Source organism: Cupriavidus pinatubonensis (genome assembly GCF_019602855.1).
In the GTDB taxonomy this organism is placed as follows: Bacteria; Pseudomonadota; Gammaproteobacteria; order Burkholderiales; family Burkholderiaceae; genus Cupriavidus; species Cupriavidus pinatubonensis.
This window is the reverse complement of record NZ_CP080767.1, coordinates 538,227-550,765: the sequence shown is the minus strand read 5'-3', so window position 1 is coordinate 550,765 and position 12,539 is coordinate 538,227. Positions and strand designations below refer to the sequence as shown.

The 12,539-nt window shown below is 66.2% G+C and carries 13 protein-coding genes; 8 read left to right on the top strand and 5 right to left on the bottom strand.

All coding sequences use genetic code 11. The features are described from left to right. Positions 1-86: 86 nt before the first annotated feature. A complete protein-coding gene (locus tag K2O51_RS15040) occupies positions 87-347 on the bottom strand; it encodes a hypothetical protein (protein ID WP_220631293.1) in 261 nt (86 codons plus the stop codon). A 152-nt stretch (positions 348-499) separates the two neighbouring features. Here K2O51_RS15040 and glyQ point away from each other — a divergent pair, with 152 nt between their 5' ends. From glyQ to K2O51_RS15000, 8 genes are all read left to right on the top strand, one after another. Beyond that, positions 500-1,438, top strand: a complete 939-nt coding sequence (glyQ, locus tag K2O51_RS15035; RefSeq protein ID WP_041679472.1) for a glycine--tRNA ligase subunit alpha — start codon at positions 500-502, stop codon at positions 1,436-1,438. After that, positions 1,435-2,067 carry a hypothetical protein gene (locus tag K2O51_RS15030; protein WP_011296697.1) on the top strand — a complete coding sequence of 211 codons (633 nt, stop codon included), beginning with the start codon at positions 1,435-1,437 and terminating at the stop codon, positions 2,065-2,067. Before glyQ ends, K2O51_RS15030 begins: the two co-directional genes overlap by 4 nt. Before the next feature lie 35 nt (positions 2,068-2,102). Beyond that, positions 2,103-4,235: a glycine--tRNA ligase subunit beta gene (gene glyS, locus K2O51_RS15025; protein ID WP_140950793.1), complete on the top strand. Its 2,133-nt coding sequence runs from the start codon at positions 2,103-2,105 to the stop codon at positions 4,233-4,235. Between the two features lie 33 nt (positions 4,236-4,268). After that, positions 4,269-4,847: a D-glycero-beta-D-manno-heptose 1,7-bisphosphate 7-phosphatase gene (gene gmhB, locus K2O51_RS15020; protein WP_011296695.1), complete on the top strand. Its 579-nt coding sequence runs from the start codon at positions 4,269-4,271 to the stop codon at positions 4,845-4,847. Between the two features lie 39 nt (positions 4,848-4,886). After that, the gene (locus K2O51_RS15015; protein ID WP_011296694.1) at positions 4,887-5,636 is read left to right on the top strand and encodes a lysophospholipid acyltransferase family protein; all 750 of its coding nucleotides are present in this window, start codon (positions 4,887-4,889) and stop codon (positions 5,634-5,636) included. Further along, positions 5,633-6,493 carry a M48 family metallopeptidase gene (locus K2O51_RS15010; protein WP_220631292.1) on the top strand — a complete coding sequence of 287 codons (861 nt, stop codon included), beginning with the start codon at positions 5,633-5,635 and terminating at the stop codon, positions 6,491-6,493. The genes K2O51_RS15015 and K2O51_RS15010 overlap by 4 nt, the downstream gene beginning before the upstream one ends. A gap of 112 nt (positions 6,494-6,605) precedes the next feature. Continuing rightward, positions 6,606-7,013 (top strand): lactoylglutathione lyase, encoded by a 408-nt coding sequence (gene gloA, locus K2O51_RS15005; RefSeq protein ID WP_011296692.1) that lies wholly within the window; start codon positions 6,606-6,608, stop codon positions 7,011-7,013. Positions 7,014-7,024: 11 nt separating this feature from the next. Continuing rightward, complete coding sequence (locus tag K2O51_RS15000) at positions 7,025-7,930, top strand: DMT family transporter (RefSeq protein WP_011296691.1); 906 nt, start codon at positions 7,025-7,027, stop codon at positions 7,928-7,930. A 94-nt stretch (positions 7,931-8,024) separates the two neighbouring features. Here K2O51_RS15000 and trpS read toward each other — a convergent pair whose 3' ends face one another. The 4 genes from trpS to K2O51_RS14980 are packed head-to-tail and all read right to left on the bottom strand — an operon-like array spanning position 8,025 to position 12,534. Then, positions 8,025-9,056: a tryptophan--tRNA ligase gene (trpS, locus tag K2O51_RS14995; RefSeq protein WP_041679471.1), complete on the bottom strand. Its 1,032-nt coding sequence runs from the start codon at positions 9,054-9,056 to the stop codon at positions 8,025-8,027. Between the two features lie 43 nt (positions 9,057-9,099). Beyond that, positions 9,100-9,936, bottom strand: a complete 837-nt coding sequence (rsmA, locus tag K2O51_RS14990) for a 16S rRNA (adenine(1518)-N(6)/adenine(1519)-N(6))-dimethyltransferase RsmA (RefSeq protein ID WP_011296689.1) — start codon at positions 9,934-9,936, stop codon at positions 9,100-9,102. A 14-nt stretch (positions 9,937-9,950) separates the two neighbouring features. Then, on the bottom strand, positions 9,951-10,994 hold the full coding sequence (gene pdxA, locus K2O51_RS14985; protein WP_011296688.1) for a 4-hydroxythreonine-4-phosphate dehydrogenase PdxA: 1,044 nt from the start codon (positions 10,992-10,994) through the stop codon (positions 9,951-9,953). Positions 10,995-11,034: 40 nt separating this feature from the next. After that, positions 11,035-12,534 (bottom strand): peptidylprolyl isomerase, encoded by a 1,500-nt coding sequence (locus K2O51_RS14980; RefSeq protein ID WP_140948939.1) that lies wholly within the window; start codon positions 12,532-12,534, stop codon positions 11,035-11,037. Positions 12,535-12,539 lie beyond the last annotated feature (5 nt).

Here is a 12,539-nt window from a genome sequence, read left to right as displayed (position 1 = left end):
CCGTCACGGGTAGTGCGAGGCGCGACCCGCCTCGGGCATTGCCACGGTGTTGCCCGGCAATGCCGTATTTGCGACCGCCTGGCGAATCAGCCAAGCAGGCTCGTCACAGCCGAAACGGCTGCTGCGGCGATCATGACCGCAATGGCGAGCAGATAAGGTTTGCGAGAAAGAATTGCCATGACCCATGTCCCCATTTGATAGCTGACAGCGGAATCCCCCAAACGGACATTTCGTGCAGCTTGCGCGGGTTGCTTGATAATACTGTATACAAAAACATTATCGGCAAGGGTAAGGCCCCCCTTAAATCCCCGTCGGTGTTTTCCCCATGCGTTGCGAAAGCCCGACATGGCGTGCATCCCCGCAAACGCAGGCCAGTGGCTAAAAAACCGATAGAATTCAGGGTTTAGCACTAACCATATGCGTCGCCCGCTGCACTTTGTTTGCAGCCCGCGCCTGTAAGGGCGCGGCATTGCGGCGGGACCCCCGATCTAGCCTCCCTATGCTGACCTTCCAACAAATGATTCTGACCCTGCAGGCCTACTGGGACCGGCAGGGCTGCGCACTTCTGCAACCAATCGATCTGGAGGTCGGCGCGGGGACTTCGCACGTGCACACCTTCCTGCGCGCGATCGGCCCGGAGCCGTGGCGCGCGGCCTACGTGCAACCGTCGCGCCGTCCCAAGGACGGCCGCTACGGCGAGAACCCCAACCGCCTGCAGCACTACTACCAATATCAGGTCGTGCTCAAGCCCGCACCGGAAAACATCCTGGAGCTGTACCTCGGCTCGCTCGAGGCGCTGGGCCTGGACCTCAAGCAGAACGACATCCGCTTCGTCGAAGACGACTGGGAGAACCCGACCCTGGGCGCATGGGGCCTGGGCTGGGAAGTCTGGCTCAACGGCATGGAAGTGACGCAGTTCACGTACTTCCAGCAGGTCGGCGGCATCGACTGCAAGCCGATCACGGGCGAGATCACCTATGGCATCGAGCGTCTGGCGATGTACCTGCAAAAGGTCGAGAACGTCTATGACCTCGTGTGGACCGAGTGGCAAGAGAACGGCGAAACGCGCCGCCTGACCTACGGCGACGTGTATCACCAAAACGAAGTCGAGCAGTCGACGTACAACTTCGAACACAGCAACACCGAAATCCTGTTCCGCCATTTTGCCGAGCATGAGGGTGAAGCGAAGCGCCTGATGGGTGATACCGGCACGGATGGACAGACTGCCACCGGCACGCGCCTGGCCTTGCCCGCCTACGAACAGGTCCTCAAAGCCGCTCACACGTTCAACCTGCTGGACGCACGCGGCGCGATTTCCGTGACCGAGCGCGCCGCCTATATCGGCCGCATCCGCAATCTCTCGCGCCAGGTGGCGCAGGCCTATTACGATTCGCGCGAAGCACTGGGCTTCCCGATGTGCGGCGGGGCCAAGGCATGACGGTGCTCGTGCGCAGCGTACTGTGCTGCGCCCTGGCAATGGCCGTGATGACGCCGCCCGCCGGTGCCGTCGCCGCGCGCGCGCAGCCCGCACCGGCTCCGCAGGCGCTGCTGCTGCCGGCCGAGCTGTCCAACGTCTGCGAAGCCGATCCGCAGGCACTGCAGCTTGCCATGGCACGCCACTGGCGGCCGTCGCTGAACGCTCTCGACCAGTGGACGCAGCTGGTGCGCTCGTTTGCATGCGACCTGTCCGGCTCGCGCGATCTTGGCTGGCACCGGGTGCCGCTGCGCGCGTATGAGAGCGCGATCCGCTATCCGCTGACCTGGGTCGAGACGGAAGACCGTAACGGGCGCCCACGCCGCGTCGTGCGTACCTATTATTCGGCGGCACAACTGCCATCGAAGATCGATTTCTGGGTGGGCGGGCGCATCGACGAAATCCGCTACGACAAGCGGCTGCGCCGCATCGAAGCGCGCTTTCCGGCCGCGGGCACCCGCGGCGCTGCCAGCAACGGCGCGGCCAGTGCCGTGGCCGTGGCGCAGTGCGCGTCCACTACGCTGCAATTCCGGCAACAGAACGGCCTCTGGCTGCTCTCCGGGGTAGAACCTAATCTTGAGCCGCGCTGCTGATCGCAGCGCGAGCCACAACCTGTTGGAAACGATTCATGTCGCAACCCATGACCGACTCGCTGCTGATCGAACTGTTCACCGAAGAGCTGCCCCCGAAGGCCCTGGCGCGCCTGGGCGACGCCTTCGCGCAGGGCCTGTTCGCCGGCCTGCGCGAGCGCGATCTGCTTGAAGCCGATGCCGCCGTCACGCCGTTTGCTTCGCCGCGCCGCCTCGCCGCGCTGGTGTCCGGCGTGCGCCGCAGCGCGCCCGATCGCGAGCAGCGCGAGAAGGTCCTGCCGCTGACCGTGGCGCTGGGCGCCAACGGCGAGCCCACCGCGCCGCTGGCCAAGAAGCTTGCCGCGCTGGCGAAGTCCGTCGGCGTGGCCGAGATCGACTGGCAGACGCTGGAACGTGCCTCGGATGGCAAGGCTGAGGCCTTCTTCTACCGCTACACCGCCAAGGGTGCCGAACTGGCCGCCGGCCTGCAGGCCGCGCTGGACGACACCATCGGCAAGCTGCCGATCCCGAAGGTGATGAGCTACCAGCGCCCGGGCGGCGAAACCGTGCACTTCGTGCGCCCCGCGCACCGGCTGATCGCGCTGTTCGGCAGCGAGATCGTGCCCGTTACCCTGCTCGGCCTGCCAGCCAGCAACCTGACGCAGGGCCATCGCTTCCTGTCGCACGGCACGATCGAGATCGCGCACGCGAGGCAGTACGCCGACACCCTGCTCGAGCAGGGCAAAGTCATCGCAAACTACGCGCAGCGCCGTGAATCGATCCGCGAGCAACTGCTGAAGGCTGCGGGCGCCGACCAGGTGGTCATGCCCGAAGCGCTGCTCGACGAAGTGAATTCGCTGGTGGAATGGCCGGTGGTCTACGCCTGCCACTTCGAGGAAGCGTTCCTGGCTGTGCCGCAGGAATGCCTGATCCTGACCATGCAGACGAACCAAAAGTACTTTGCGCTGACCGATGCCGAAGGCCACCTGCGCAACCGCTTCCTGATCGTCTCGAACCTCGCCACGGAAACGCCGCAGTCGATCATCACCGGCAACGAGCGCGTGGTGCGGCCGCGCCTGGCCGATGCCAAGTTCTTCTTCGACCAGGACCGCAAGAAGACGCTGGCCTCGCGCGTGCCGCAGCTTGCTAGCGTGGTCTATCACAACAAGATCGGCACGCAGCTCGATCGCGTACAGCGCCTGCAGCAGATCGCCGGCCACATCGCCGACGCGATGAATGCGTCCGGCGTCGCCGTCGACAAGGCCGCCGCGATGCGCGGCGCCGAACTGGCCAAGGCCGACCTGCTGACCGACATGGTCGGCGAATTCCCCGAACTGCAAGGCACCATGGGCACGTACTACGCGCGCCATGACGACGAATCCGAGGACGTCGCGCTGGCCTGCTCCGAGCACTACCGTCCGCGCTTTGCCGGTGACGTGCTGCCCGAAGGCGCCGTCAGCACTGCCGTGGCGCTCGCCGACAAACTCGAGACGCTGGTCGGCATCTGGGGCATCGGCCTGCAGCCCACCGGCGAAAAAGACCCGTTTGCGCTGCGCCGCCACGCGCTGGGCATCCTGCGCATGCTGATCGAGAAGCCGCTGGCCCTGTCGGTGGACACGCTGCTTGCGCTGACCCAGCAGGCCTTTGCCGGCGTGCCGGCCGTCAAGTCGGCACCCGACGCGATTGCCGATTTCCTCTATGACCGCGTGCGGGGCTACCTGAAGGACAAGGGCTACACCACCAATGAAGTCGAGGCCGTGGTCAGCCTGCGCCCGCAGCAGTTGCATGACATTCTCGGCCGCCTGGAAGCCGTGCGCACGTTCGCCGCGCTGCCTGAAGCCGAGGCGCTGGCCGCCGCCAACAAGCGCATCACGAACATCCTGAAGAAGAACGCCGAAGCCGCGCAGGACATCGCTGCGGTCAATCCGGCGCTGTTCCAGGAAGACGCCGAACGTGCACTGCACGGCGCCATCGAGCGCGTGCGCCCGGACGCGGAAGCAGCCTTTGCGCGCGGCGACTTCACCAGCGCGTTGCGCGACCTGGCCCAGCTGCGCGAAGCCGTCGACGGCTTCTTCGACAACGTGATGGTGATGGCCGAGGACGCGCAGCTGCGCGCGAACCGACTGGCGCTGCTGGCCTCGCTGCACGCGCTGGCCAACCGCGTGGCGGACATCTCGAAGCTGGCGGCCTGATCGCCACGCCACCACGCCAACCGGGAGCCAGACATGCCACAGACACCGCCCAAATTCGTCGTGCTTGATCGCGACGGGGTCATCAACCTCGACAGCGACCAGTTCGTCAAATCGCCCGACGAATGGGTGCCGATCGAAGGCAGCCTCGAAGCCATCGCCGCGATGAACCAGGCGGGCTACCGCGTGGTGGTCGCCAGCAACCAGTCGGGCATCGGCCGCGGCCTGTTCGAGATGAGCGCGCTCAACGCCATGCACGAGAAGATGTACAAGGCGCTGGCCCATCTCGGCGGGCGTGTGGACGCGGTCTTCTTCTGCCCGCATACCGCGGCCGACAGTTGCGATTGCCGCAAGCCCAAACCCGGCCTGCTCGACCAGATCAGCGAACGGTTCGGCATCGAACTCAAGGGCGTGCCGATCGTCGGCGACTCGCTGCGCGACCTGGAGGCCGGTGTGGCGGTCGGCTGCACGCCGCACCTGGTGCTCACCGGCAAGGGCCAGAAGACGCTGGACAAGGGCGGCCTGCCCCCGGGCACACGCGTCCATGACGACCTGCGCGCGTTCGCACGCTGGCTGTCCGGCGGCGATGGCCAGCCCCGCACAAGTTCGTCCTGATTCCCGCTGCTTCGCCAGTCATCTCTCAAGCGCCCCCCGATGATCTTTTTGCGTTCCTTTCTGTTCGCGCTGTACCTGCTGGTGCTGACGCCGCCCTATGCGTGCGCCTGCTTTATCGCATTTCCGTTCCTGAACGCCGCGCGGCGCTTCGACTTCGTGCGCGGCTGGACCCGTCTCGTGATCGGTGCGGCGCGCGTCCTGTGCGGCATCCGCTACCAGATGGAAGGCCGCGAGCATCTCGACGAGATGCTCGACAAGCCCGTGGTCCTGCTCTCCAAGCACCAGTCCGCCTGGGAAACCGTGGCCTATGTCGCGCTGATGCCCAAGCCGCTGTGCTATGTCTTCAAGCGTGAGCTGCTGCTGGTGCCGTTCTTCGGCTGGGCGCTCGGCATGCTGAAGATGGTTCACATCAACCGCAAGGAAGGCACCAAGGCGTTCTCCTCCGCCGCACGGCAGGGCCGTGAGCGCCTCGCCGAAGGCGCCTGGATCATCATGTTCCCCGAGGGCACGCGTACGCCGTCCGGCCTGGAAAATCCGCGCTACAAGAGTGGCGGTGCCCGCCTTGCCGTGGAAACCGGCGCGTGGGTAATCCCGATGGCCGTCAATTCGGGCCGCGTATGGCCGCGCAACTCCTTCCTGAAGTACCCGGGCATGATCACGATCTCGATCGGCCCGTCGATCCCATCGGCCAACAAGACTGCCGACCAGCTCAACCAGGAAGTTCGCGACTGGATCGAGCGCGACATGCGCCGCATCGACGCGCAGAGCTACCGGAACGCGGCCGCATGAGCTTGCTGCGCCCTGCCCCCGACACCCCCGGCGCACAGCTGGAACTGCCGCTGGCCGACAGCGGGCCGGGGATCGTCGCCGGGCTGGCGCCACAGGTTCCTGAGCCGACTGCCGCCTCATGGCCCGCGCCGCAGCCCGATGCGCGCAGGCTCCAGGTCGGCGAACACACGCTGCACTACGGACTCAAGCGCTCGACACGCCGCACGATCGGCTTCACGGTCGATGACCGCGGCCTGTCGGTCACGGCGCCGCGCTGGGTCACGATCGCCGACGTCGAATCCGCGATCTTCGAGAAACAGCGCTGGATCTTCACCAAGCTAGCGGAGTGGCGCCAGCGCGAATCGAAGCGCGTGCTGCCGACCGTGCAATGGCGCGATGGCGCCAACCTGCCCTTCCTTGGGCAAACCATCACGCTGTCGCTCGAGTCGCCGATCGGCGCAGTGCTGTTCAATGGCGAGACCCGGATCCTGCACCTGTCGCTACCCGCGCATGCCGACGAGCAGCAGATCAAGGACCGCGTGCAGAGCTGGCTGCAGCAACAGGCACGCCGGCTGCTCCCGCAACGGCTCGACGTCTACGCCGAGCGCTTGGGCGTGCGGCACACGGGATTTGCGCTGACCTCGGCCGCCACGCGCTGGGGCAGCTGCACCGCGGATGGCAAGATCCGCCTGAACTGGCGGCTCATGCACTTCCCCATGTCGATGATCGACTACGTTGCCGCGCACGAACTGGCGCACCTCAAGGAGATGAACCACGGCCCGCGCTTCTGGGAAACCGTGGAATCGATCTTCCCCGAATTCCGCGACGCGCGTGCGCAGTTGCGCGCGCATCCGCCCGAGTTGCTCCCGACGTTCTGAGTCGTTACTCCCGGCAGCGCGGCCGCGCTGCCGGCCCGCCGGTGCGTTTGGCACAAACGCACTAAAATGACGCACTCCCTCCAAGAACGACCCGACTCATAGGGCATCTCAAATGCGACTCCTCCACACCATGCTGCGCGTCGGCGACCTGCAGCGCTCCATCGACTTCTACACCCGCGTGCTCGGCATGCAGCTGCTGCGCCAGAGCGACAACCCGGAATACAAGTACCGCCTGGCCTTCGTCGGCTATGGCCCGGAAAGCGAGACCGCGGTGCTGGAACTGACCTACAACTACGGCGTCGACAAGTATGACCTCGGTACCGCCTACGGCCACATCGCGCTGGAAACCGACAATGCCGCGGCGGCCTGCGACCGCATCCGCGTGGCGGGCGGCAAGGTCGCGCGTGAAGCCGGTCCGGTCAAGGGCGGCACGACGGTAATCGCCTTCGTCGAAGACCCGGACGGCTACAAGATCGAACTGATCGAGCGCCATTCCACGCGCGACGCCAGCCGTCCCTGAGCGCGCCCGGCATGGACGCGCAAAGCCTGAGCCGGCGCCCGCTCGATGGCGCCGCCATCGGCCTGATGGTGGTGCTGTGCGCCGCCTGGGGACTGCAACAGGTAGTCATCAAGCTGACCGCGCCGCTGATGGGCGCGGTGCTTCAGGCCGGCGTGCGGTCCGCCGTGGCGGCACTGCTCGTGTTCGGCTTTGCCGCGTGGCGCGGCACGCCGATCTGGCGGCGTGACGGCACGCTCGGCGCGGGACTGCTTGCCGGCCTGCTGTTCGGTGCCGAGTTCTTCTGCATCTTCGTCGGACTCGGCCACACCACGGCATCGCGCATGGCGGTCTTCCTGTACACCGCGCCGATCTTCACGGCGATCGGACTGCATTTCGCCGTGGCCGGCGAGCGGCTGCACCGTGGCCAGTGGCTCGGCGTGGTGCTGGCCTTCTGCGGCATGGTGCTCGCGTTTGCCGATGGCATGACGACTACATCGGCGCACGGCAGCACGCTGGCTGGCGATGCACTGGGCGTGGTGGCGGGCTTGCTGTGGGCTGCAACGACAGTCGTCGTGCGTGCGACGCCGCTGGCAAGTGCGCCGGCGAGCAAGACGTTGCTTTATCAGCTCGCGGTGTCGGGTGTGCTGTTGTTGGCCATGGCGTTGATGGCCGGACAGGCCGAGAGCGTGCAGGTCAACGGCATGGTGCTGGCCAGCCTGTTCTACCAGTCAGTGCTCATTGCGTTTGCCAGTTATCTGGCGTGGTTCTGGTTGCTGCGCCGGTATCTGGCCTCGCGGCTGTCGGTGTTCTCGTTCCTGACACCGCTGTTCGGCGTGGCCTTTGGCGTGGCGCTGATGAACGACGCCGTGGGACCGCGCTTTGCTGTGGCGGCATTACTGGTGTTGTGCGGGATCGTGCTGGTGAACCGCCGCAGCTGAAGTGGCTGCCGAAGTGGCTGATTCCAAGGCATAAAAAAACGCGCGGATCGGTTCCGCGCGTTTTTTGTTGGCCGTTGCCGGCCTGATCAAAGATTCAGCGGCTGCCAAAAGAGAACATCCCCAGCGCCTCGCGGACCTCGTCCAGCGTCTGCTGGGTGATGGCCTTGGCCCGGTTCGTCCCCTCGCGCAGCAGGTCGAACACATAGTCCGGATCCTTGGCGAGTTGTTCACGGCGCTCGCGGATCGGGCCCAGCAGTTCGTTCAGAACGCCTTCGACGCGGCGCTTGAGCACCATGTCGCCAAGGCCACCGCGGCGATAGTGCGCCTTGAGTTCTTCGACTTCTTCGGTGTTCGGGTCGAAGGCATCCAGGTAAGTGAACACCATATTGCCTTCGACCTTGCCCGGGTCGGATACCTTCAGGTGATCCGGGTCGGTGTACATGCTATGCACGGCTGCCTTGACCTGCTCGGGGCTCGCGCCCAGCGCAATGGCGTTGCCCTGCGACTTGCTCATCTTGGCCTTGCCGTCGACGCCCGGCAGGCGGCCGAACTTCGGGATCAGCGCCTGGCATTCCTTCAGCACGTCGCGGCCAACCTGATGGTTGATGCGGCGAACGATCTCGTTGGTCTGCTCGATCAGCGGCGCCTGGTCTTCACCGACGGGCACGATGTCGGCCTTGAACGCGGTGATGTCCGCAGCCTGCGCAGCCGGATAGCACATGAAGCCGGCCGGGATATCGCGGCCGAAACCGCGCGCCTGGATTTCTTCCTTGATCGTCGGGTTGCGCTCCAGGCGCGAGACCGTGACGAAGTTCAGGTACATCAGCGTCAGCTCGGCGAGCGCCGGCAGGTACGATTGCACCGTGATGGTGGTCTTCGTCGGATCGATGCCGACGGCCAGGTAGTCCAGCGCCACTTCCAGCACATTGCGGCGCACCTTGTCGGGATCGTGCGCGTTGTCGGTCATGGCCTGCGTATCGGCCAGCAGCAGGTACTGCTCATGCGTATCCTGCAGCTGCACGCGCGTCTTGAGCGAGCCGACATAGTGGCCGAGGTGCAGCGGGCCGGTGGGACGATCGCCGGTCAGGATGACGGGTCGCTTGTTGGTTTGCGTGTTGGCTGTCATTGCGGAAATTCGCGGAAATTTGGGGATGTAAGCGGTCCGGCCTTCAGGCGGCCGATCTGTCGGATGCATCGCCGCCCAGGCGGCGCGCCAGCTCGACGTACTCGCCGACCGGCACCTCTTCAGCGCGGCGGCCAAGGTCGAAGCCGATGGCCTCGAAATCGATCTGGTCGCGCAGGAACGAGAGCGTATTGCGCAACACCTTGCGCCGCTGCGAGAACGCTGCGGTCACCAGATCGCCGAGCACGGTAATGTCGCAATCGGCATGCGGCGAGCGCAGCCGGCCGCTTTCCGTGCGCGGCCACGGGATCATGCGCACCACGGCGGAATCGACCTTCGGCGGCGGATTGAACGAACCCGGCGGCACGTCGAGCACATGCTCCATGTGGTAGCGCACCTGGAGCATGATCGACAGTCGGCCGAAGGCCTTGCTGCCTGGTTCAGCCACCATGCGGTCGACCACTTCCTTTTGCAGCATGAAGTGCTGGTCGTGCACGTGGTCGGCGTAGTCCATCAGGTGGAACAGCAGCGGGCTGGAAATGTTGTACGGCAGGTTGCCGACGATGCGCAATGGCCGCCCGGGCACCGCGAGCCTGCCGAAGTCGAAGGCCAGCGCGTCGCCGGCATGGACCTGCAGGCGGTCGCCATAGCGGCGCCGCAGGCGCTCGACCAGATCGCGGTCCAGCTCGACCACCTGCATCTGCGGCACGCGCTCGAGCAGCGGATCGGTCAGCGCGCCGAGGCCCGGGCCGATCTCCACTAGCACATCGTCGGCCAACGGATTGATGGCATTGACGATGCCGTGAATGATGGAATCGTCGACCAGGAAGTTCTGGCCGAATCGCTTGCGGGCCACGTGGCCCTGGTGCATGTTTGAACGCATGGAGGAATACACCACTAGTGCGGCACCCTGGCTGAAGCATGCCTGCCGTTGGCATGTCCGGCCATGGTGACCGCACTGCGGATAGCCTCGATCATGCTGCCATGCTCGGCCTGGCCGCTGCCGGCCAGGTCGAGCGCGGTGCCGTGGTCGACCGAGGTGCGGATAAAGGGCAGGCCCAGCGTGATATTCACGCCGTGCCCGAACGTGCCGTACTTCAGGGGCGCGAGCCCCTGGTCATGGTACATCGCCAGTACGCAGTCGGCGTCGCGCAGGTGGCGCGGCTGGAACAGCGTGTCGGCCGGGTACGGGCCGCGCGCGTCGATGCCGGCATCGCGCGCCTGCGCCAGCGCCGGTTCGATGACGTTGATTTCCTCGCGACCCATGTGACCGCTCTCTCCCGCGTGGGGATTGAGTCCGGTCACCAGGATGCGGGGGCGTGCAATGCCAAACCAGCGGCGCAGGTCGGCGTCGATGATCGACAGCGTCTCCAGCAGCAGCGGCACCGTCACGGCGTCGGCCACGGCGCGCAGCGGCAGGTGCGTCGTGGCCAGCGCCACGCGCAGCATGGCGTTGGCGTGCGCCGGCTGCGGGCCGGCCAGCATCATCACCACGCGCGGTACGCCCGCGGCTTCGGCGAGGTATTCGGTATGGCCGGTGAACGGCACGCCGGCATCGTTGATCGTGCTCTTCTGCACGGGCGCCGTGACCATGGCGGCAAAGCGCGCCGGTGCGCCGGCATGCGTGCGGCAGCCCGCAATCGCGGCATCGAGCATCGACAGCACATAGGGACCGTTGCGCGCATCGAGCCGGCCCGGCTCGCACGCGACGGCCAACGGCACATGATGGATGACCACTTCGCCCTCGGCGATGCGGCGCTCCCACGCATGCGCAACGCCCAGCGCCGCGGCCCGGGAGGCCAGCAGGTGCGCATCACCAAGCACATGGTAACGGGCGTGCCCGTTCTGACCCGCGAGTTGCAGCAGCGCCCCGATGGTGATGTCAGGGCCGATACCGGCGGGTTCACCGGTAGAAATGGCTAGCGCAAGCGGGTCGGGCATGTCGTGGTCGTGCTACGGGGCGGCGGGGGCGGCGGGTACCTCAGCGCTGTCGGTTGACGCGGTACTCGACGTACGCCTGCGAACGCAGCTGGCGCACCCAGTCATCATAGGCCGCGCGCAGCTTCTGCTCGCGGATTTCGGCGCGGGCGAAGTCGCGCTGCTTCTCTGGTGCCATCTCGGTCTCGCGGCGGTTCTCTACCTGGATCAGGTGCACGCCGAACTGCGTGACCACCGGTTCCGAGATCTCGCCGGGGCGCAGCCGGTTCATGGCCTGCTCGAATTCGGGCACCAGTTCACCGGGCGAGACCCAGCCCAGTTCGCCGCCGGCCTGCGCCGAGCCGTCCTGCGAGAAGCGCTTGGCGGCGTCGGCAAAGTCACCGCCGTGCGTGATGCGGTCACGCAGGGTGCCGAGCTGGCGGCGCGCCTCGGCTTCGGGCATGTTCGGGCCCGTACGGATCAGGATGTGGCGGACCTGAGTCTGCGTGATGCGGGAAGCCGCGGCAGGACTGGAAGCCGATGTCGACGCAGGCGCCACGCGCTTGGCGGTCAGCTTCAGGATGTGGAAACCGTTGGCGCTTTCCACCACCTCGGGCGCCACGGCGCCCGGCTGCAGGTCGACCACGGCGTTGGCGAACAGTGCCGGCAGGCGGCCAATCTCGCGGAAGCCTATCGCACCGCCCTGCGCCGCTTCGGGCCCCTGGGAATTTGCTTGCGCGAGCTGGGCGAAGTCGGCACCGCCCTGCGCCTGCTTGAGCAGTTGCTCGGCCTTGGTCTTGAGTTCCTGCTTCTGCGCATCGGAGGCATTCTCCGGCACGCGCACGAGGATCTGGGACACATTGAACTCGGTTGGCCCGGTGGCCGCCGCGCCCTGACCGCCGCGCGCGGCGAGGTAGTTGTCGATTTCGCCGTCGTAGACCTGTACCTTTGAATCCACTTCGCGTTCGCGCAGGCGGATCACCTGCACCTGCTTGCGCAGTTCGTCGCGATACTTGGTCCACGTCATGCCGCTGGCCTCGACACGGCGGCGCAGTTCTGTCGCGCTCAGGCGGTTCTGCTGTGCGACGGATTCGATTGCGCGGTCGAGTTCCTGGTCAGTCACCTTGATGCCGGCATCCTGCGCGGCCTGGGTCTGCACGCGTTCCATGATCAGGCGTTCGAGCACTTCACCGAGCAGGTCCGCGCGCGGCGGCGCCGGCCGGTTGGCGGTGCGCAGTTGCGCTTCGATTTCGTCGGCACGGTCGAGCAGTTCGCGGCGCGTGATCACGCTGTTGTTGACCACCGCGACCACTTCATCGACGAGTTGCGAACGCTTGCCGCCGCTGCTGGGCTGCGGCACGCCGAGTTGCGGCTGGCTCGACGGCACGGCCACGTCCGACGATTGCGGCACAAAGATGCCTGTAGCGCGCGGTGCTTGGGAAGGCGCCTTGAGCTGGGCCAGGGCCGGCCCGGCCATGGCCGCGAGCACGGCCGGCAGCAGAACGCGGCGCCACGGCGACAACATCAGGGTCAGGGAAAACAAGGCGAATTCTTGACGTTTCATCGTAA